Origin of the sequence: Nocardia sp. NPDC050712 (assembly GCF_040654295.1) — a bacterium.
In the GTDB taxonomy this organism is placed as follows: Bacteria; Actinomycetota; Actinomycetes; order Mycobacteriales; family Mycobacteriaceae; genus Nocardia.
Genome location: NZ_JBFAHT010000006.1, coordinates 348,144 through 372,148, shown reverse-complemented (window position 1 = coordinate 372,148; position 24,005 = coordinate 348,144). Strand labels below are relative to the sequence as shown.

The window sequence follows — 24,005 nt, the reverse complement described above, 5'->3', positions numbered from 1 at the left end:
GGAGTCTGTTGCAGGACACCGAAATCGGCCGAGAAGTCCTCGCGATGATGGACCGGCACGGGGCACTGACGCGCTACGAGGACTTCCATCCGGATCGACCCGGACGCGGCGGGGAATACCACCACCACGAACGCAGCGCGGTCATCTTCGGCCAGGGCCGCAATCATCTCGTCCAGGCGATCACCCTGGTGCACGAGGCGCTGCACGCGCAGAGCGCGCTGTCCGGCGAGAGCGCGCACACTCCGCAGCGCGTACTGAATATGGGCCAGGACCACTACGTCCGGGCGATGATCCGGGAGGAAGCCGCGGCTTTCGGTCGTGAGGGCGAGTTCATGCGTGAGCTCGGCGCGGAGTACGGCGTGCAGCCCGGCCCGCGTCAGCAGGCCTACCTCGACAGTTACGACCGCGCCCTGGCCGATCTCACCGCGCAGCGGCCGGACCTATCCGAGGATCTGCGGCGCTCGATGGCCCGGGAAGCGGGCATCGACGCGATCTACGATGACGTCGCCGACAGTCCGTGGGCCGACGGCGGCAACTACCGGAAGTACTACGGCGATCACTGGCAGCAGGTCCACGACACCTCCGGCTATGACCGCAGCGTCCACCCCCTGCCTGCCGAGGTCCAGCGGGAGGTCCGTGAGCACGCCAACCAGGGGATGGCGGATCGGGTTCGAGCCGGCCAGATCGCGCAGGACATCGCGGCGCGGGCCGAACGCCTCGGTCTGGCGCCGGAGGACCGGGGGCCCTACGAGGCGGCCCGCCGAGCCGAGGAGTTGCGCCAGGCAGTCACCAGCGAACGGGCGGAGTTCGCTCGCACGCTCGGGGTCGCGCCGGAGAATCTGGCCGACGCTCCGTTGACCGCGGAGCAGGCCGAGCGGCGGGCCGAGTTGCTGCGCCGCGAGCTCGACATCTTGCAGCTCTCCGATCAGACCGATCGATTCCGGTCGCTCATCTCGCAGACCATCCGGTCGCACGACGCGAGCACCGCGCTCGCGAGCCGGGATGTGCTCGAGGAACGGATGGACCGCGAAGGCGTCACCGGCCACCTGGTCAACGACCGAGTGGCGCTGCTCGACGGCGATCCGCCGCACCTGCTGGTGACCGATGTCCGCGGTGATTTCGATGGATCGCTCATCCTGGCGATTGTCAGCGACTCGGCCGTGCAAGCGGCGGTAGGCAACCCCAACCACACCGTGACCTACCTTCGCGTCGATCTGGACAATGACAACGTCGTCCGGGTCAACAGGATCCCCTCCGATGTTGTCGAGCAGATGCCCAGGGTGCCGGCGGCCGCGCCCGAGATCCCCGCGAACGCGCCGGAATCCCGCGATTTCGCCGGGCAGGAGTCGGCCCGGCGCACCGAGCAGGTCCGGCAGTTGCTCGGCGACACCGAACTCGGCGGCTGGGTCAATGACATGCTCGACCGCGCCGGTGTGTCGGTCGTGCACGAACCCGGCGCCGAGGCACGATTCCTGCCGGATAGTCGCACGATCGTGCTCGATATCGGCGCATCGAATCTCGAGCAGGCAATTGCCCTGGCGCACGCGGCGATTCATGCCGAAGACATTCACCACGCGGAATCGGCGAGTACCAACCGCGACCGGTTGACGATGACGCGGCAGGACTACGTCGACAGCATGCTGGCCGAAGAGGCGCGTGCGCACGCTCTCGAAATCGAGCTGCGCAAGCAATTGCGGGCACTGCTGCTCGAGCAAGGCCACCCCGATCCGACCGCCCTGATCCCGGTCGACCGGTCGGAGCAGGTCTACGACGAGGCTTTCCAGCGGGCGCGCTCGGCGGCCTACCGCGCCGACCCGACCGCGCTGGACCAGCTGTGGGCGGCCGGATTCCTCGGTGGTACAGAGGGTCTCGGGCAAGATATGGCACGTCGTTCCGAGCCTGGCACGCCGAGCTACGCCGAGCTCTACGGCAGCAACTGGGACCAGGCGCACGGCGTACTGCCCGGCGGAGCCGTGCCGCCGCCCTTCGTGCCGGGGCCGCCCCCTGATCCGCAGGGCGCGAACAACACCAACCCCGACGGCTCCGACCCGGACACCGTAGACCTGGCCCTCCCCGATCCGAACGCGACGCCGCCGAACGGGTTCGATCCGAACGCCGGCGGCCCGCCGCGCGAGGAGCCGCCGGCGCCACAACCCGAGGGTGGTTCGCAGAATCCGCCCGAGGATCCACCGAAAGCGCCGCCGACCTGGGCCGATCCGCCTGAGCCGAACCGGCAGCCGTTCGATCGGCAGGTCTGGCCGGATCCGCATGCGCAGGTGGAACCGGTCGAATCCGCCCAGCACCCCGAGGTCGACCCGGGACCTGTTGAACCGCAACCGGATCCGGAGCATCAGGCCACCCCGGAGCAGAAGGCCGAGTACGAGCGCCTGCTCAAGGAGCGCGAGGAACTCGCACGCGAGCGCGAGTTCCAGCGCGCCAAACGGGATGACCGCGCCGCTCGACTCGATATCGGCGACCGCGGAACCGCGTTGAGCCGTGAGGGTTTGGAGCCGACCGTGCGCCGCCTCATGGCGGAAGCGGGCAGCGATCTCGTCGACCGCGCGGGCGGCGTCGAGGAACCGTCCTCGCAGGCGCATCGCCCGGTGTCCGGTGACGAGCTCACGCGCCGCCAGGAGGAGATCCGCAAGCTGACCCAGGCCGCGGAGCGGGTCAATGATCTGAGTGACCAGATCCGCGAAATCGACCATCGGCTGGCCGATTTGGAACGGCAGGGTGCGGCAGCGGGCCGTCCGCCGTCGGCGGAGGTCATCGCCGAACTCGATCGTCTCGCCGCACAGCGTGCGGACGAGCTGCGCAATATCAAACCGTGGCGCGACGTGCTCGCGGATCTGGCGCAGCGCTTGCAGGTCGATCCGGACCGGCTCGGGACGGCTGATCTGGCGGACACGCTGCAAGCGGCGGCCGATCGCACCGTGCGGGCCGAGGACGTGCCCGAGCGCACCCGATTGCTCGACCTGCTCGCCGACGCCGCTGACCGGGTCAACCAGGCGGACAATGCGATCGGCCGAATACAGGACGAGATGGCCGGGGTTGCCGGGGTCTGGCGTTCCATGATCGAGGCCGAGGGCGGCCGGATGGTCACCGACCGGGTCGGCATCATCCCCGGCGCTGACGGTAAGCGTCCGCGGGTTGTGGTGTTCGGTCCGCGTTCGGACTCGAATGCGCCGCGACCGGAGCCGAATACGCCACGCGCGGAGCAGGATCGAAGGCTCGCGGACCATGATCGAGCCTTCGCCGAGGCGTTGCGCCTTTCGCCGGAGGTGGCCCGGGTCCTCACCCGCGACAACGCCGAGGTGGAGTATCGCCGCGTCCTCGCCGACCGTACCGGCCGGACGCGCACCGAACCGATGGCCGGCCCGGCGATCGAGCGGCTGCGCACCCCGTTCGTCGATGGCCGGAACTTCGAGATGGCGTCGTGGCGGGACACCAAGGGCAACTGGCATCCGATTGATTCGACGCGCCCGGAGTGGGAAGAGGGCCGCGGCCATCGCCCCACACAGCGGAAGTTCCTGTCGGACGAGGACCGGGCCGAGGCGGAACAGCGGCGCGGCGAGGAGCAGCGCGACCTCAAAGGCAAGCGCAAGGGTGACCGCGAGGACAACAAGGAAGTCCGCCCGAAGGACCCGCCGGACGGCGTCAGCAGCTGGGCCATGGAGGACGTGATCAACGACGGCTCGCTGGTCGTCGACGACGTGCCCGCGGGCAAGATTCCCGAGAGCTTCCTGGAGACGCACGCGCCGGGTGCGCCCGAGCCGTACCACAAGCCGCCGGATGTCCCAGCGGACGCGATCGAGAAAATGGTGGTCGGCTCCACCGCCTACCACCTCACCCGCCTCATCCTGATGCTGACGCAGGTGCCGAAACATCCGGCAGTGCAACGATTTGTCTGGCGTCATCCCGAAATCGGCCAGTTCATCGAACGACATCCGATCCTGCGGCGCGTCCCGCCGTTCAGTACGTTCATGCGGGACTTCCCGTGGAACGCACCGGCGGAGCGCAATATTCAGCCGGTGTTCCGCGATGGTGATCCGGCGGAGTTCGCACCGGGCTGGGAGCGGGACATCCCCCAGGGCCTGCGCGAGGCGATGGCCCGCGATGCCGCGGCGTGGCAGCGGGTGCAGGACTGGGCCGACGCGCAGTACGACGCCTTCCGCGCCGACGATTCCGATGCCGCGCGCATCGTCGAAGGTCTGGATCAGCAGCGCCGGGAACAGCAGACCGAGCGGGCCCGCGAGGCCGTGGACCGGGTGCGGGACCTGTTGCGCAACGAGCCGGGGGTCGACCCGCGCGGCGATATCGACGCTCAGTTGCAGCGGCAGCAGGAGGCCATCGAGCGGCTAGCCGAGGAGCTGGCGCCACGGTTCGCCAGCGATGACCGCACCGCGATCCAGGACACGCTCGCCGATATCCGCGAATTGCTGACCGACGGCGCCGATCCGCGGCAGATCGCGGATGCCATCGCCGACCGGATGACGCACGGTGTGCCGCGGTTGACCACCGAGCAGATCGCGCAGATCAAAGATCATCTGATGCGTGACGCGCACCTGGTGCGTGATTCCACCGATCCGGCAGGGCCTTTCGTGCGCCGCCCGATGGACCAGCTGGCCGATATCGCCGAGGCCTGGCATCGCCTGATCGCGGGCGAGCCGCTGCCGCAGGATCTCGTGCTGCTGCTGGACGCGCTCGCCGAATCGGAGTTCCTGCGGGCCAATCCGGGCAAGACCTGGCAGGAGGCCAATGCCCACGCCATCGGCCTCGGTTTCCACTGGGACGCGAACCGGCCGCCGCTCACCGGGTGGCGCGCCGACATCCCCTATGCCGTGAACGCGTTGCCGCCGAGCCAGATCTGGGCGGCGCCCCCCACGCCTGAGCTCGGCGCCACCCGCCCGATGCAGCTGCCCGAGGACGGGCAGGCCACCCAGCCGTTGCCGCTGCCAGAGGGCACCCAGCCGCCGAACCAGCCGCGCAACAACGACGGCTCGTGGCGGCCGGACCCGCCGTCGCCCGCCCAGACCGCGTTGCAGCGCGAATCCTCCGCTCTCGACGCGGCTTTGGATCGCAACGAAGCACAGGCCAAGGCCGAGCACGACCGGATGATGGCGGATCTGGCCGCAGCTCGCAGCGAAATGCTCGCCCGGTTCGACACCATCGACGAACGAATGGACAACAGTGTCGCGCCGGACTCCGAAACGGATCCCGCTGCGGGACCGACGGATCCGCGTTCACCCGCCGGTCAGGCCCTGCGCCGCGAGCTGATCGCCCTCGAGGAGGCGGCCCGCCGCAACGAGGCCGCGGCGGAGGTCGAGCATCAGCGCTTGATGGCCCGTATCCAGCAACTCCGTCTGGAGCTCGCGGGACAGGACGACCCCGGCGCTGTGCCGAAGGACCTCGAGAGCCCGGCCGCGCTGCGGCGTGAAATAGCCGCACTGGACGAGGCATTCCGGCGCAACGAAGCGGCGGCCCAGGCCGAGCATCAACGGATGATGGACGACCTGGTGCGCGAGCAGCAGGAGATGTCCGCGCGTTTCGACGCACTGGAGGGCGATCCGGGCGGAATCAACCCGCCGAAGGACCCGCCCACCGCTGACCCTCGCACGCGCGTAGACGAGGCCTTGCAACGCGAATCGACCGCGCTGAACGAGGCTTTCGACCGCCGCGAAGCCGAGGCCCAGGCTGAGCACCAGCGCACGATGGATCGACTCGAGCAGATCGCCCAGGACATGGCGGCCGGTCTGCTCGCTGACCCGGCGAATCTGCCGGAGCCGCAGCCGGATCCGCGCACCCGCGTGGACGAGGCGCTGCAGCGTGAGCTGGCCGCCGTCGACGAGGCATTCCGCCGCAACGAGGAACGGGCCCAGGCCGAGCACCAGCGCATCATGGACCGGCTGGATCAGCTCATCCAGGAAATGGCGGCCCGCCAGGACGGCGACTCCGATGAGGACGGTCCCGCCGCGGCCGGGAAACCCGCTGACCCGCCGTCGAACCCGTCCAACAGCCCGGCGGCCAAGACCCCCGAGACGCAAGCCGACGGCGGCTCGCAGAATCCACCGTCCGATCCGCCGACAGCCAGACCGGCCGCGGCCGAACCGCCGGAGGGGGAGGGCTCGAAGTCCGGCGACGAGCCGAATGCCGAGGGCCGCCAACCGGATCCGGACGCGCCGATCACCGAGGATCAGGCTCGCGCCGAATACGACCGCCTGCTCAAGGAGCGGGAGGAGCTGGCCCGGGAGCGGGAGTTCCAGCGCGCCAAGCGCGATGATCGGGCCGAGCGTTTCGATATCCGCAATCCCGAACGCGCGCTGAGCCACGAGCGCCTGGACCCCACACTGCGCCGGCTCTTCGACGAGGCGAGCCGCGATATCGTCGATCGGCCGGGCGGCGTCGACGAGCCGTCCACCCAGGCCCGCCAGCCGGTCTCCGGTGCCGAACTCGAGCGCCGGCACGAGGCGATCCGCAAGCTCGGCGCCGCCGCCGAGCGGGTCAACGAGCTCGGCGACCAGATCCGCGAGATCGACCAGCGCCTCGACGAATTGGAACGCGCGGGTGTCGCCGAGGGCCGGCCGCGTTCGGAGGAAGTCGCCGCGGAGCTGGATCGGTTGGCCCGCGAGCGCGCCGACCAGCTGCGCGCGATCAAACCGTGGCGCGGGGTCGTCGAGGATCTGGTCCAGCGTTTGCAGGTCGACCCGAACCGCCTCGGGCCCGCGGAGCTGGATCGCACCCTGGCCGAGGTGGCCGATCGCACCGTGCCGGATGGTCAGGTCGCCGAGCGAGCAAGGTTGCTGGATCTGCTTGCCGAAGCCGCCGATCGAGTCAATGAGGCGGACAACGCCATCGGACGCCTGCAGGATGAGATGGCCCGCGTTGCCGGTGTCTGGCGGCGCATGGTCGAGGCCGAGGGCGGCCGGATGGTGACCGACCGGGTCGGCATCATCGAGGGGGACCGCCCGCGCATCATCGTGCTCGGCCCGCGCCCCGACCCGGCGCACCCGCGCGCCGATCACGATCGGGCGCTGGCGGACGCGCTGCGGCGTTCGCCCGCCGTGGCGCACGCGATCACGCGTCCGGAGACCGAGATCGAATACCGTCGCGTGCTCGCCGACCGCGAGGGCGCCGTGCGCACCGAGAACGCGGCCCCGCCGAAGGTGCAGCACTTGACGTCCCGGTTCGGCCCGGTGGATCGCCTGGATCTCACCGCGTGGCAGGACGGCGACGGCGCCTGGCATCCCGTCGATCCGACTCGCCCCTCCTGGGAGGACGGCACCGAACCCGAGGCGCAGGGCTCGAAGAAGTTCTCGCAGAAGGATCTTCCGGACGGCGTCAGCAGCTGGGCGATGGAGGACGGCGTCAACGACGCCGCGCTGGCGATCGACAAGCCGCCGCCGGGCAAGATTCCGGAGAGCATGCTGGAGCTGAACGCTTCGCAGGCGCCCGCGAAGTACCAGACGGGCGACATTCCGGCCGACCTGATCCACGGCGAGCACTGGGGCGGGGACGCCTACAACTTCACGCGCCTGATCCTGATGGCTGCGCAGGTCCCCAAACACCCCATGGTCAAGGCGTGGATCCAGCGGCACCCGGAGATCGGCCGCTGGGTGGAGGCGAATCCGTGGCTGCAGAACATCCCGCCGTTCGGCACGGTGTTCCGCGGTTACGAGTGGTTCGCGCCGCCGGAGCGCTTCGTGCAGCCGATGTTCCGGTCCTACGACGCGAACGATCATCTGCCGGGCGAGTTGCGCGCCGACGTGCCCGCGGAGCTGCGGGCGGCCTGGGACGCGGATGTCGCGAACTGGCAGCGCGTGCAGGACTGGGCCGACGCCGAGTACCAACGGTTCCGGTCCGGCGACTCCGACGTGCGTCCGATCGCGGAGAACCTGGCCGATCATCGATGGTCGCAACAGGCGCAGGCCGCGCGCGATGTCGTGAACCTGATCCAGGACGAGCTGGTGAACCGGGCCTCCGGCATCGATCCGGCCGGCGATGTCCGCGCGCAGATGCAGCGCCTGGACGCCGCGATCGACAGCGTCGTGCACGACGTCCAGGCCCGGTTCGCCGAGGGCGATGACACCGAAGCCCTGCGCGACACCGTGGACGACATCCGCGAGCTACTGCTGCAGGGCATGCCGCCCGGCGTTATCGCGGAGCTCCTCGCGCCGCGCATGAATTCGGATGTGCCGCAGCTGACTCCGGAGCAGATCGCGCAGATCAAGAACCACCTGATGCGCGATGAGCATCTGGTGCGCGATTACACCGATCCGGTGGGCGGCTTCGTGCGCCGGCCGATGGACCCGGTCGCCGACGTGGCCGAGGCCTGGAACCGGCTCCTCGCCGGTGATCCGCTGCCCCAGGACATCGAGTTGCTGCGCGACGCGCTCGCTGAATCCGAGTACCTGCGCGCACATCCCGACAAGACCTGGGAGGAAGCCAACGCGCACGCGATCCGCATGGGCTTCCACTGGGACGCGAACCGGCCGCCGTTGACCGAGTGGCGGGCGGGCATCCCCTACGCCGTCGACCTGCTCGCGCCGCGTGCGGAGGGACAGCCGCCGGGGCCGCGCCCGGTCGCTGGGCCCGCTGATCCGCCACCCCCGGTCGCAGGTCCCCAGCCGGCCGGTCCCGCCGACCCGCCGTCCGCGAGCACCCGCCCGGCCCCGGAAGCACCGACTCGCGCGGACACCGCCCTCCAGCAAGAAGCGGCCGCTCTCGACGAGGCGTTCGCGCGCAACGAGCAGCTCGCGCGAGCGGCCCATGACGAACTGCTGGCACAACTGACCGAGTTGCAGCAGGAGATGCACGCTCGTTTCGACACCATGGACGAGCGCCTCGACGGCAGCATCGACCCGGATGCCGATCCGCTTGCCGGCCAACCGGATCCGCGCTCCGAAGCCGGACAGACCCTGCGGCGCGAACTGGCCGCCCTCGATGACGCGTTCCGCCGCAACGAGGCCGCCGCCCAAGCCGAACACCAGCGCTTGCTGAACCAGCTCGAACAGTCCCGGCAGGAAATGCTGGCACGCTTCGAGGAATCGGCGCAGCGGGGTGACTCCGACGAGGACGGCCCGGCGGGCGCACCCCGCCCGAGTGGTCCACCCTCGGACCCGTCGAACAGCCCGGCCGGGCGCACGCCGGAGTCACCGGTCGCTCGCACGCCGGAGCCGCCTGCCGCCGCCGACGGTGCGGGCAAACCGCCGTCGGATCCGCCGAAGGCGCCACCCGCCGAAACTCCCGAGCCCGACCCGGAATCCGGGAACTCCAGCGAGAAGTCCACGAATCCGCCACCGCCCGAGGCGGATCCGCGGACCCGGATCGATGAGGCCCTGCAACGGCAGCTCGGCGCCATGGACGAGGCGTTCCGCCGCAACGAGGAAGCGGCGCAGGCCGAGCATCAGCGAATGATGGACCGGCTGGACCGGCTCACCCAGGAGCTGGCCGACGCGGCGTGGCGGACCGAAATGCCCGCACCCGAGCCGGATTCGACTCCGGATCCGCGTTCCCGCATCGAGGACGCGCTGTTGCGCGAACGGGCGGCCCTGGATGCGGCGTTCGATCGCAACGAGGAGGCCGCGCAGGCCGAACATCAGCGATTGATGGACCGGCTCGACCAAATCCACCAAGAGCTGGCGGCCGCCGATCCCGAGGCAACACAGCCGGATTCGGACGCGGCGGACGACCGCAAGGCCGAATACGAGCGCCTGCTCAAGCAGCGCGAGGAACTGGCGCGGGAACGCGAATTCCAGCGCGCGAAGCGCGACGATCGTGCCGCGCGCTTCGGGATCGACGGCCGTGCCGCCCGCCCGGACAGTGACGCCCCGCATCCACTCGATCGAGAACACCTGGCGCAGACCGTCGTCGACCTGTACGAGCAGCTGGGCCGGGATCTCGTCGAAAATCCGGGTGGCGTGGATGAAATGCCGACCCGTGCCCGGGCGGCGGTGCACCCGGAGGAGCTGGCGCGCAGGCAGATCGCCGTCGCCAAGCTGGAGGCGGCCGCCGAACGCGTCAACGACCTGGACCGCCAGGTCGGCGAAATAGACCGCACGCTGGCCGAACTCGAACAGGACGGCGTGCGGCCCGACCGCCGCCCGTCGGAGGAGGCGGTGGCCGAACTCGACCGCCTGGCCCGCGCCCGCGCCGACGAACTGCGCCGGATCGCCCCGTGGCGCGCCATGCGCGACGATCTCGCACGGGCGCTGCACATCGACACGAGCCGGCTCGGCCCCGACGACATCGGCCCGGCTCTGCGGGAGGCCGCCGATCGCACGGTCCGCGATGGCGACCTGGACGGCCACGCGCGCCGGCTGGACCAACTGGCGGAGGTGGCGAATCGCGTCGATCAGGCGCACAACCGCATCGGCCGCCTGCAGGACGAGATGGCTCGCGTCGCGGGGGTGTGGCGGCAGATCGGGGAGGCCGAGGGCGCCCGCATGGTCACCGACCGCGTCGGCATCATCGCCGACGGCGAACGCCCGCGCCTGGTCGTGTTCAGTCCGCGACCGGACCCGGGCGCACCCCGCGCCGACCACGACCGGGCCCTGGCCGAGGCGTTGCGGCGTTCACCCGAAGCGGCCGACGCGCTCGCCCGCCGGCGCGCCACGGTGGAGTACCGCCGGGTGCTCTCCGACCGCGAAGGCCAGTGGCGCACCGAACCCATGAATCCGCCCGCGCTCGAACGGCTGAGCACCGGCTGGCAGAACGCCCGGAACCTGGAACTGGTGTCCTGGCGCGACGGCGACGGGAACTGGCACCCCGTCGACCCGACCCGTCCGGACTGGGAGGCCGGCCGCGACACCGACGAGCCGCCGAAGAAGTTCAAGCGCAAGCCGTTCCCGGACGGTGTCAGCGGCTGGGCGATGGAGGACGGCGTCAACGATGCCGCGCTGGTCGTCGACCGGCCGCCGCCGGGGATGATTCCGGAGAGCATGCTGCCGCAGCACGCACCGCAGGCGCCGGACCCCTATCACTACGGCGACATTCCGGCCGGAATGGTCCACAGCGAGCACTGGGGCGGGGACGCCTACAACATCACGCGGCTGTTGCTGATGGCCGCAGAGGTGCCCAAGCACCCGGCGGTCAAGGCGTGGATCCAGCGGCACCCGGCGATCGGCCGCTGGGTGCAGGCCCGGCCGTGGCTGCAGAACATCCCGCCGTTCGGCACCGTGTTCCGCGGCTACGAATGGCACGCGCCGCCGGAACGCAATATCCAGCCGATGTTCCGCAGCGCGGAAGCCGCGGAACTCGCACCCGGCTGGGAACGCGATATCCCGGCAGGTCTGCGCGCCGAGATGGACCGGGACGCGCAGAACTGGCAGGAGATCCAAGATTGGGCCGACAAGCAGTACAACGGTTTCCGCGCCGACGACTCCGACATCCCGCGCATCGCCGAGGGATTGGACGACCACCGCCACAAGCAGCAGGCCGAGGCCGCCCGCGAGGTGGTGCAGCGGGTGCGCGAGGACCTGGTGCGCGGCGATCGCGGTGTCGACCCGCGCGGCGACGTCGACGGTCAGCTGCGACGTCAGCAGGATGCCCTGGATCGAGTCGCCGGCGACCTGGCGCCGCGCTTCGCCTCCGACGACGCCGAGGGGATCCGCGACACCGTCGACCACATTCGCGAACTGCTGGTCGCGGGCGTGGATCCGGCGCTGATCTCGGCCGCGCTGGCCGAGCACATGCGCGACCCGGTGCCGCCGGTGACCCCGGAGCAGCTGGCCCAGATCAAGGATCACCTGATGCGCGACGCGCATCTCGTCCGCGATTTCGAGGATCCCGCCGGGCGCTTCGTGCGCCGCCCGATGGACCAACTCGCCGATATCGCCGAGGCCTGGCAGCGCCTGATCGCAGGCGAGCCGCTGCCGCAGGACCTCGTGCTCCTGCAGGACGCCCTGGCCGAATCCGACTACCTGCGCGCCAATCCGGGCGCCACCTGGACCGATGCCAACGCCCATGCGATCGGTCTCGGGCATCACTGGGACGCGAACCGCCCGCCGCTCACCGATTGGCGCGCGAACGTTCCGTACGCCGTCGCCCCGCTCGGCGCCGACCCGGCCTGGGCGGCGCCCGCGACGCGCCCGGACCCGGATGAACTGCCGAACGCGGGCGACACGCTGCCGCTCGACGGCGCACCGACCCGACCGGAGCTGCCGGCCACCCGGCCCGATCTGCCCGCAACGGCCGCCACCCGGCCCGAGACGGTAGCGCCGAATCAGCCACGGCGCGGCGATGGTTCGTGGCGGCCCGCCGAACCGCCGTCCGCCGCGGATCGGACGGCGACGGCGCTGGACGACGCGTTCGATCGCAACGAGCAACTGGCCCGGGACGCGCACGACCAGGCGATGGCACGTCTGAGCGGATTCCGCGCGGAAATGCACGCCCGATTCGACGCCATGGACGAGCGTTCCGACAGTGCGACAACGCCGGAGACGGAAGCCGATCCGGCTGTTGCGCAACCGGATCCGCGCTCCGAGTCCGGCGCGACACTGCGCCGCGAACTCGGCGCGCTCGAGGACGTGTTCCGGCGCAACGAGGCGGCGGCGGAGGCCGAGCATCAGCGCCTGATGGACCGGATCGAGCAGGCGCGCCAGGATCTGCGGCGGGCACTGGACGATTCGGACAGCGTTCGCCCGGAACCGAATCGGCCTACCGAATCGGACGGTTCCTGGCGGCCGCCCGGGGTCGATCTGCTCGCCGACACCACGCATACCACCACCGACGCCAACCGTGGCGAGTGTGCGCGGCTGGCACTGGACGAGATCCAGGCGGGCACCGGAAGCTCGCATATCCGTCCGCCGGAGCATCCGGTGGGCGCAGCCGGTATGTCGCGGGCCGAGGTCGAAGCTGCTGCCGGTGCGCCCCTGCAAGAGGTGCCGCCGCCGACCGGTACGCAGTCGCGGCATCAGCCGATCGCCGACCATCTGCTGACGGTGGGGGAGGGCGCCCGGGCGCTGGTCGTCGATGTCTACGGCGGCCCGGCGGATCGGCACGGCGTCGGTGCGCACGCGTATGTGCTGACCGTGCGCGCGGATCCGGACACCGGGCGGTTGTATGTCGAGGTCTCGGATCCGGGCGCGGGTCACCGCGGGCCCTTCCCACCGACCACGCCCCGCGAGCTCAGCAGTGTCCACGCGATTCTGTATGACGCACAGGGCAATCCGGTGCCGCACGATTTCGGTGCGCAGGACGGCACTACGCGTTCGGCCGATTTCGAGGTCCGGATCGGTCGATCCCTGGACGAGCACTCCGATCAGATCCTGGATCTGCTGCGTGCCACCGACACCGGCCGCGAGATCCTGCGACTGGCCGAAAATGGGCCGCTCCGTATCGATTACGAGCACCTGCCCGCCGAAGACGGCCGGGTGGGCGAGTTCCGGCGGCGCGAGCTCGCCGCCATCGCCTACACCGCCGAGGCGAGCCAGCTGCAGCAGATACTGACCCTCGCCCACGAGTCGGTGCATGCCGAGCGGTTCCTGGACGGCAGTTCGGCACTGGCGGACAACCGGATTCGCACCCTGACCGAGGCCGAGTACGTGCGGGCGATGGTCGAGGAGGAGGCCGCGGCCACCGGGCGACGGTTCCAGATGACCCGGGAGCTGCGGGCGCTCGGCTTCGAGATCACCCCGCATCCGCTCGAGCAGATCTACAACGACGCCTACGACCAGGCGGCGGCCAGCTTGGCGCAGTCCGATCCCGATCTCTCGCCGCGGCAGGTCCGGGAAATCGCCCAGGACGTCGCGGTCGACCGGCTCTACGACGGACTCGCCCAGACCGCGTGGGAGAACGGCCAGAGCTACACCGATTTCTACGGCCAGCACTGGAATCAGGTGCGCGCGACTTCAAATCTGTCGCCGGCGGGGATGTTCACCCACTATCCGCCCGATCCCGCCGTCGCCGAAGCGCTGCGGGTGGCGGCTATTTCGCGCCAGGACGCGATATTGCAGCTGCGGGCGGCCGAGCAGCAGTTGAACGATCTCACCGGCCGGTTCGACCTGGATCCCGGGCTGAGTCGTGCGGAGTTGCAGGCCGCGGCCGCCGACCGCCTCGCGCAGGTGCGCGCGGAACTGGCGCGGCCCGAGACCACGCCCGAGCGTGCGGCCGAATTGCGCAGGACCGCAGACGATCTCCGTACCCTGTCCGATCTGGCCGCCGGCCGCGATCGGGCCCAGTCGGTCTTCGACAACCGCTATGCCGACCTGGCGGCTATCGCCTCCCGGGACCTGCTCACACACGAGTATCCGGGCGCGCAGCCGCTCACCGATCATGTCGCGGTCATCCGAGGGGAACAGGATCGGCTGCTCGTCGCCGCACCGCCGGGTGACCACGATCGCCTGCTCGCCGAGGCCCGTCGGAATCCCGCTGTCGCCGAGGAACTCGCGCGCATCGACGCCGATCCCGAGCACCTGGCTGTGGATATCGACCGCAACGGCCGGGTGCTGGTGCAGGCCATCGACGAGCCGGGGCCGGCGGCGCCCGACCCGATGACCGACCCGGGTCCACAAGATCTGGCCGGCGACGCGGCACGCGCCGAAATCGGGCGGCTGCGGCAGGAACTGGCGAATGTCGACGTCGGCGCCTGGGCGGACGGGGTGCTGACCCGGCTCGGTGTCGAGGTCGGCTACAGCTCCGACGGCGTCGACCGCTATCTGCCCGGGCGCAATCGCCTCGAACTCGATCCCGGCGGCACCGATGCCCAGCAGCTGGCGGCGCTCGTGCACGGCGCCATCCACGCGGACCTGGCCCGGCAGGCGGAGGACTCCTCGCCGGCGCGGGATCGCCTGCGGCTTTCGCGCGAGGACTACGTCAACCGGATGGTGGACGAGGAAGCCCGCGCGCACGCCATGGAGTTCCTGGCGCTGTTGCAGCTGGCCGGCGCGGGCTACTCGGTTCCCGAATCCGGCCTGCGGCGGACCTATGTCGCGGAGTTCGAGCAGGCCCGTGCGACCGCGGCGCGCGACTTCCCGGACGCCCCGGCCGCCGACCTCGATCGGATCGCCAACGACGCGGCGCTGGCCGAGCTGCGTCCCGAAATCGCCCGGCACACCAGCGAAGACACCGGCCGAACCTACGCCGAGGACTACGGCAGGGCCTGGGACGCGGCCCACGGCATCCGCCCGTTCGACGATATCGTCTCGGCCGCACTGGCTTCCGGTGAAGCATCGGTGCGGGTCCTGGGCCCGGATACCCCATCGGTGCACAGCGCGCGCCGCGTCGAACTCGTCACCTTCAACAATGGTGTGGCCCTTATCCGGGAAACGGTGAGCAATGTCCGGCACGCCGACGCGCACGAGCTCGCCTCGGTGCTGGGGCGTGCGGTCGGCGCCGAGGTGCCCCAGATATTCCGGGCCGCACCGAATGTCGTTTATCAGCAGGTGATGTCGGGGACCACTGCGGCCGAGCGGCACAGCGGCTTCACCGACCCGCACGAACTCGGTTACCTCGATACTCCGGCGGGCCGGGCACTCGGCCTGCTCGACGCGCTGACCGGAATCCCCAGCCGGGACGCGAGCAGCTGGATGACCGATCGCAATCGCGAGGTCTACGGCATCAGCAATCGGCGCGCCTTCGAGGGCACCGTCACCCGGGACACCGTCAGTCCCTTTGCCCAGGAACACTTCCTGCGCATCGCCGAGGACGGCACGCTGGAATTCCTGGACCACCCGCTCACCCGGCCGGAGATCGAGGCTGTGCGCGAGCGCGTCGCGGCGCTGGAACCCGAATTCGCGCGACTGGGCAGGCAGCGCTGGTTCGGGGAGGTCATGCAACGGCTGGACGCCATCGCGGAGCATGCGCTCGCCGACACCGGACCCGAACCCGGATTCGCCGAACCGCGAAACCCCTTCCCGGAAAAGGCCGTTCACGGCTACGTCAACCGGTACGGCGGCGACGACCGGCACGGCATCATCGGCCACGTCGACGCCGAGGGTGTGCTACACGTCGAGGTTCGGGTCGGGCCCGGCACGCCGTCCGGCCGGGACATGTTCGCGGACATGATGCGTGAGCTCGGCCCGCATGCCCACACCCTCGAATCCGAATGGAGCTCCAGCGGTGAACTCGCCGACAACCTGGAGACCTTCAACGCGGGCATCCAGGACCTGTTCCTCACCCGCGAGGATGCCGCGGCGCGGACCTACAGCGGCCGGCTCGCCGCGGAATTCGGGTTCACCGAGGTCACCTTCCCGCCCGGCGGGCTGACCGGGCGTTCGGGCGAATACGAGGACGCCACTGTGTGTTTCGCGCGTCCGGACGCAGATGTGCCTGAAAGTGCTCAGTCGCAGCGAGTTTCGGGTGATGTCCGAGCTCCGGGCGAGACCCGGGGTGTCCTGCCCGAAGGCTCAGCTGCTCTCCCAGAGGACGGTGCGTCGAAGAGCCTCTTGCGCCGGACTACGGGCCAGCTCCCGCTCGGCGGCCGTCCAGAGGGCGGCAGTGAGCTGAATCCGCCGGAGTTCCCGCCTGCTCGGCCCGACCCGGGTGCGGCCGATCGCGCCGCCGAGCAGCGGCGTCGCGTGGTACTCGATCAGCTCGCCGCCGCGGGCGCGGATGCCGTGCGAGAGCGCGACATCGCCAGGGCCAGTGGTGATACGGAGTGGATCGCGCGCGCCGAGCAGCGCGTCGACCGGCTCGACGAGGCCTTGGCCAGCGCGCTTGAGCAGGACATGCTGTTCCGGGCCGGCGCGGAGCCACTCGCTCCCGGGGTCGGCGTGATCGACGGTCCGTCGCCGGTCGTCCTGGTCGTGGTGCACTCCGGTGCGGACGCCGGCCAGGTTCTGGCCGATGCGGTCGCAGGCAATCCTCGCCTCGGCGAGTTGGTCGACGGACCCGGGGCAGTGGTCAAGGAGCTGCACGTCGACGAGAACGGCAACGTCGCTGTGGTCCGCCCGGACCGAGACAGCCAACCGCCTGCTCCCGCTGCGGCCTCCGATGGCGGCGCGGGCGACCCCCCGTCGCGGCCACCCGCGCGACCGAGTGCGGACGAGCCGGAACCGGATCCGTTCAGCGCCGCGGTAGCGCGCGAGCTGGCGGCCTATGACGAGACCGCTCGCAAGCTCGAGGAGCGGGCGCAGGGCGAGCACAAGGCGCTGCTGGAGCGGTTGGAGCAGGCAGCTGCCGAGCAGCGGAGGGCTGCCGAGGAGCTGCGCAGGCCGCTGGAAGAGGTTGACTCGCCGCCGGATTCGGGTGATCCGTTCGCCGCCGCGGTGGCACGGGAACTGGCAATCTATGACGAGACCGCTCGCAAGCTCGAGGAGCGGGCGCAGGCCGAGCACAAGGCGCTGCTCGAGCGGTTGGAGCAGGCAGCTGCCGAGCAGCGGCAGGCTGCCGAGGAATTGCGCCGGCCATTGGAAGAGGTTGACCCGAAGCCGGATTCGGATGACCCGTTCGCGGCCGCGGTGGCTCGCGAGTTGGCGGCCTATGACGAAACCGCTCGCAAGCTCGAGGAGCGGGCGCAGGCTGAGCACGAAGCGTTGCTGGCGCGGTCGGAGCAGCACGCGGAGGCGGCGCGAAACGCGATCGGCGAGCCGTCGGGTGACCGGTTCGACGCTGCGGTGGCGCGGGAACTCGCCGCTTTCGACGCGCATGCGCGCAGGCTGGAAGAGCAGCGCGAGATCGATCATCAAGCTCTGATGGACTATCTGGAGGCGCTCGGTAAGCAATGGGCGGCCGAGGCCGAAGCGCGGCAGCCACAGGAGGTTGGCGCAACTGGGTCCGATCCCGATGCTTCGCCCCCGGGTGGGCAGCCTCCGGTGGGCGACGACCCGGGCGCTTCCGCTTCGGGCAGGCAGCCCCCGGTGGGTGGCGATCCGGTCGCTCCCAGCCCGGGTGAGCAGCCTCCAGTGGTTGGCGACCTCGACCGCGGTGGCAACCAACCTCCGGAGGGCCCGCCTCCGGAGACACCCGACGACCCGGCATCGGGCGGCGAGTTGCAACCGCAGCCGGAGCAACCAGGCGCCGACCACACGAACACCGTCGACGTGCTGGCGGTAATCAGGGAGTTCCTCGCCAACCCCGGCTGGGTGGATGTGGACAACCCGCCGACCGTCAGCGACGCCGACCGGGCGCATGCCCGTGCGCTGGACGAGACGCTCGGCCTCGGCGGACTACTCGGCGAGCATCCGGATCCGATCCGGGCGCTGCGCGAACTGGCCGAATTCGCGGAACTGCGCGGTATTTTCGCGAATCCGGACAGTGTCGAACCGAGCCGCCCGCTCCGGGCCGCCGATTTCACCGATCCGGTCGACGTCGATCAGATCTACGGTGGCGAGCAGTACTGGCGCAGCGAGGTCGACCCTCGCACGCTGGCGGAGGTCGACGCGGAGCTCCGCGAAATCGGTCAGGAACCGCCGCCCGATACGACGCCGGCGCTCGCGCCCACTCCACTCCTCGGCACCTCTGATCCCGATGCCGCGCAGCCGGTTCGAACGCCGCGCGTGGAATCCGTTGCCGCCGTGCGTGATCAACTGGCCGCCCAGTTCGGGCGAACGGACGCCGACCTCAACCACCGCAACCTCGCCGCCACGATCCCTGAACTTCGGCTGCGAAATCTGTTGCGCGCCGGTGTCGTCGAAGCACTCGGCGATGCGATGGCCAGGCACGCGGACGCCGACCCGGCCGGGCGACCGGAACGGGCGATCCACCGTGACGCGTTGGCCCGTCGACTGGGTATCGACCCGGGCCGTTTGGACGCCGATCCTGCCAGGGTGCTCGAGGAGCAGCGGGCGGCGGTCCTGCGCGAGGCTCAGGACATCGCCGACCTCGCCGACGCGGTGCAGGTGGTACGTCAGCAGGTCACCGATGGCACACCGGCCGAACCCGGCGCGGCCCGCTACTACAGCGTCGACGTCAACGGCGAACGTGCGCCCGTGCGGTTGGTCGCCGACGCGGACGGCGTCTGGCGGGTGGAGGCGCGAGAGCGTTTGGCAGCACCGGAAGTTCGTACCGAGACCGCGGTACGGCCCACCGACGAGCAGCCGAAGAAGGGGCTGCTGCGCCGACTGTGGGAACGCCTCAAGGGCGGCTACACCGGCGACGCCCCGAAGTACCCGTCCGGTTCCGGCAACGACGAGGACGGGCAGGCGCTGCTCATCGCCAGCTACGGCACCCTCGCGGGCGTCGAATCAGCGCCGGACCTCGCCGGGAACTACTTCCGGATCGCCAAAGAAGTCGCGACCATGTGGAAGCGGCGCGAGCTGATTCCGTTCCTGCGCAGGTTGACCGGGCGCATCAACAGCGAGGCAGCCGACTACCAGGTGCCGCGCACCCGCGACGGCGCCGAGTACGAATACTGGATCGACGAGGCCGATCCGGAGCTGTTCCAAGCCGAATTCGGGTTCACCCTCGACGAATACAAGGCCCACTTGGCGGCGCAGCGCACCGCCGAGCAAGCCGAATTGCTTAGCAATACAACGGAAATCGGGCAGCCCACACCGCAGGGCGAGGAACTGCCCCGCACCACTCGCGAAATGAACGAGTGGATGCAGGAATTGGGCCAGGCCCACGCCGATCGTGACGCGCTGGCGCAGCAGCTCCGCGACCTCGCGACGCGGCTGGATATCGACCTGCCCGCCGATCTCACACCCGAAGCGCTGATGCGGGCCGTGCGGGTGCTCGAATACCACCAGGCCCGCCGCATCGGCGCGCTCACCGGCCTGGCCGGCGCGGCCGCGCGCTTCAATATCGAGGACGGTTCGATCCCGTTCAGCGACCGGATCAGCGCCTTCGACTCCGACCCGCTCGGCCGGTTCCTCCGGGAGGTCGTCCGCGCTCGCGGCGGCGACCCGACCCTGCTGAACTGGGAAGGCGTGAACAACGGCGGTGAGCCGGGCCGCGACTGGGGTGACCTCTACGACAGCGACCAGCCCGGCCGCGACGACGGCCGCTGGGACTACCTGGACAACGCGCTGCGCCGCGACCAGCTCAAGGACGAGCGCGCCGTGTGGGCGCAGTTGCTCGGCGTCGACCTGGAGAACTTGAGCCCGCAGCTGTTGCGGCAGGCCCTCGGCGAACAGTTCGCGGGCTTGCTGGAGCACCTCGACGGGCTCGCGGAATTCACCGACATAGCACGGGATTTCGTGCGCGCGGACGCCGAGGCGCGCGAACTCACCGATGTGCTGGCCGATCTGGCGGGCGCGGACTGGGTCCTGACCCAGGGCGGCGCGATGCTGACCGGCGGAATCGGGCTGCTCCCCGGCGATCCGGACGGCCCGATGCGGTTGATCGTGCTCGACGCCGCGCTGGATCACGACGCGGTGCTGGCGCGCGCACTGGCCGAACACCCCGACCTCGCCGCGGCGGTGAACGACGGTCTGCTCCAGGTGGATCGGCGGATCGTGGTGGTCGAGCCCGGCGAGCCGATCCGTATCGGGCCGGGTGGCACACCGGAGGTCCGGCATTTCAGCGGGGACATCGATGGCCGCCACGCCGAGATCACCCTGGTCCGGGACGAAGGGGAGCGTTGGAACGCGGTCCCGGAACCCCAGCCGGAACACGATTCCACCGCCGAGCAGGTCGAGGAGAACGATCGGCGCAACCAGATGCTCGACGCTCTCGCACGCGATCAATTGCTCCAGCTGCGTGATGAATTGGTGCGGCAACTGCACATCGGTGTGGACATCGCGGCCACCCCGGACCGCCTGGCCGCGCATCTCGCCGAGTTGCGGTACGAGAACTTCGTGCGCGCCACCCAGATCGAAGCCATCATCGATTACGCCCGCACCGCGTGGGACATCGATACCTATCACGCGCTCACCGATGCCCGCGCCGGCCTGGCGCACTTCCTCGGCGTCGACCCCGCGCAGCTGACACCGCAGGCGCTGGCCGAGGCGTTCGCCGACGACGGAGTGCCGAACTCACGCCGGCTACAGCAGGCCGAAGCGCTGGTGAAGTACGCGAAACTGTTGCGAGATTTCGATCCCGCGGCGGTCGACGCGGCCCGCGACCGCCTCGCCCAGCGGCTGGGCCTAGCGCCCGAGGACCTGCTTCCGCACAAATACAGCAAGGGTGATCTGCGGTACGAGCTCGACAAGAAGGGCATCGACCCCCTGAAACTGCGTGACGCGGTGGCGAATTCGCTGCGTCCGCAAGACCGTGCGCAAGCGCTCGACGCACTCGCCGAATTCGCCAGCACGCTGGCCGATCTCGATCCCTACGACCCGCTGCGGCACCCCGACGCCCCGGACCCACGCGTGGCGGACATCGAATTCCCCGCCCACGATCGCGCGGTCGCCCACCTGCTCGGCCTCATCGGCGATGTCGGCGACCTCACCGACCTGTTCCTCAACCACGGTCTCCCCGAAGGTCCGGACCCCGCGGCCGGACCGCCGCGCCCCGGCGCGGACTGGGCCCGCATCATGGGCATCGACCTGCGGATCGCGGACGCGGAACGCTGGGCCGAGGTCTACGAGGCCTACCGCGACGGCAAACTCGACAAACACGAACGCCTCAGCCCCGACGAGCTGGCACAACTCCAGCAGCAACTGCGCGACGAAATCAGCCGGGTCGACGCCCACATCCGCGTTCTGGGCGAAGTCCTGCGCCGCCTCGAACCGCCCCTCGAAGGCGCCCCGCCCCCCGCCGTCCCACCCCCCTCCGATCCCGGCGGCGGCACCCCACCCCGCCCGGCGGCCGGCGAACCCTCGAACCCGGGCGACGTCCTGCAATCACCCGTGCCGCCCGAGGCCGCGATGCCACCCGAGGGCGATGCAAATAGTGTCCGCTCTGAGCAGCCCGAATCTGCTGCGGAGCGAGCTGGTTTGCAGCGTCCCGACAACCATGCCCCCGCGCGCCCGGAGCAGGGTGAAGACCCTGAGCAGCCCAGCTCACCGCAGCCCGAACCCGAGCAGCCCAGCTCACCGCAGCCCGAACCGCAGCAGCCCAGCGCATCGCAGCCCGAACCCGAGCAGCCGAATGGCGCCCGCAATCAGCCCGCTGCACCGCGTGCTGATCAGGAGCTCCCCGCCGCATCGCCGTCAGCCGCGAAACCTGATGCGGGGACGACTGACCCGCAGCCGCGCACCGACACCCAGTCGGTGCGACCGGACGGGGAAGACGAATCGAAGCCCTCGAACGGTGCCGTCGACCCTGCGCCGAACACGACACCGCCAGCGAGCGGAGACCTCGAACGTGTCGAGGTGCAGGCGCGCCCGGAGCCCGAGGGCGGTTCCAAGGATCCAGCGGGCATCTCTGTTCAGCGTCCGGCACAACCGTCCGGAGATCAGGACCCGACCGGGATCGAGCCGGAGCCTGAAGCACTGACTGGTGATTCGCAGCGCCGTCCAACGGTCGATGGTGGACCGGAGCGTCCGTTGGCGGGGAATGACCCGGCGCCTGAGGCCGCCACCGATGATTCGCAGCGTCCGCCGACGGCTGATGGTGGACCCGAGCGCCCGTTGGCGGGGGATGACCCGGAACCTGAGGCGGCGACCGGTGATTCGCAGCGCCCGTCGACGGCTGATGGTGGACCGGAGCGTCCGTTGGCGGGGGATGACCCGGCGCCTGAGGCGGCGACTGATGACTCGCAGCGTCCGGCGACGGCTGGTGGTGGGCCACCGAGGCCGCCCACCGGCGATGGGCCGGAGTCTCCGGATGCGGCAGGCGATCTCGAGGGTGACCCGGACTCGACGCCGACTGATGATTCGGATAACGGCGATGACCGGGTGCCGCCCGCGCCGGACGCCGACGGGCGGAGCCGACCGCCGCTGCCGGCTGGGTCTCGGACGCGGTCGCGTATTCCGCACCCGCCGAAGGAGTACGAAGTCCTGGAGATGGGCGCCGTGCACATCCCGGAGCGGGATTACGGGCCGTGGCCGTTGCCGCCGGTGACGCCCACTCCACAGCCGCCGGTGCCGCCGAGCAACCCGCCATCGCCGGGACATCCACAGCCGCCGACCCCACCTTCTCCTCGGGTTCCGCAGGTGCCGTCGATGCCGCAGGTGCCACCGGCGCCTCAGGCGCCGCAGATCCCGCCGATGCCCCCGGTGCCGCCGTTCCCTCAGGTTCCGCCGTTGCCTGAGGTTCCTCCGGTGCCGCAGGTTCCGCCGTTGCCTCAGGTCCCTCCGATGCCGCAGGTTCCGCCGTTCCCGCAAGTACCTCAATGGCCGCAGGTCCCGCAGCCTCCCCAGTGCCCGCCGACGCCATCGGTGCCGCAGATTCCACAGGTGCCGCAACCGCCGTCGTTCCCTCAACCGCCCGAAGGCTGGCGGCCGCCGACGAATCCGGGCATGCCGCAGCAGAATCCGCCCGGTGGACCGAACGGGCCCGGATCACCGAACTGGCCCGGTCAGCCAGGTGGCGGGCCGGTGGCGCCTGGCTCGCCGACGCCGGGTGGCGGTGGGCGACCGGGTTACCCGAGCGAGGGCGGTGCACCGCGAGACGGCTGGCCGCCGAGCGCGCCCGGCGAGGGCGGACGACCCGGCACGCCTGGTCATGGTGGCTGGAACAGCGCGCCGCTGTATCCGGGCGGGCAAGGCAACGGCTCGGTACCGTCAGGTCCGCCCGGCTCCGTGCCGCCGCCGATGATGCCGCCGATGTCGCCCCCGGGTGGCGGTGGCGCTCCCGCGAACGGCGGGCGCGGTCGGCCCAACCGGCCCGGTCCGAACGGTGAAAGCAACACCGGCGCACCGCTTGTCCTGAGCCCGTATGACGGGATGGGTCCGTTCGCCGAGTTCGATCCGGCGTCCGGCTTGATGCAGCAGACGGCGATGACCGGGCTGCCCACCTCCGGCGTGTACGGCGAACTCGGCGGTGTCCAAGTGATCTTCTACCGCGATCGCGGCAGGCTTGGCCTGCGAGTCGGCGACCGCACTTTCGACCTGGACGAACATTCGGTGTCGGTCGGCTGGGGCCACGTCGACTCGCGCCGACTGCGATTCGGCGTCGCTGTCGGCGGCACGGTGGTCTGTCAACTCGAGTACCACGCCGCGGTACCGGAGTTGGATCTCGGCAAGCTGATTCGCGAGGTGTGTGGCGACCCGAACCGCCAGGCGACCATCTTCGCGCACTGA

At 70.5% G+C, this 24,005-nt stretch carries 1 protein-coding gene (only partly in view); it reads left to right on the top strand.

The window, feature by feature from the left end:
- On the top strand, nt 1-24,005 hold the 3' portion of the coding sequence (locus tag AB0H76_RS37125) for a hypothetical protein (RefSeq protein ID WP_357332041.1). It extends 3,592 nt beyond the left edge of the window; 24,005 of the gene's 27,597 nt are visible here — the last part of the coding sequence; its start codon lies off the left edge, out of view; its stop codon occupies nt 24,003-24,005.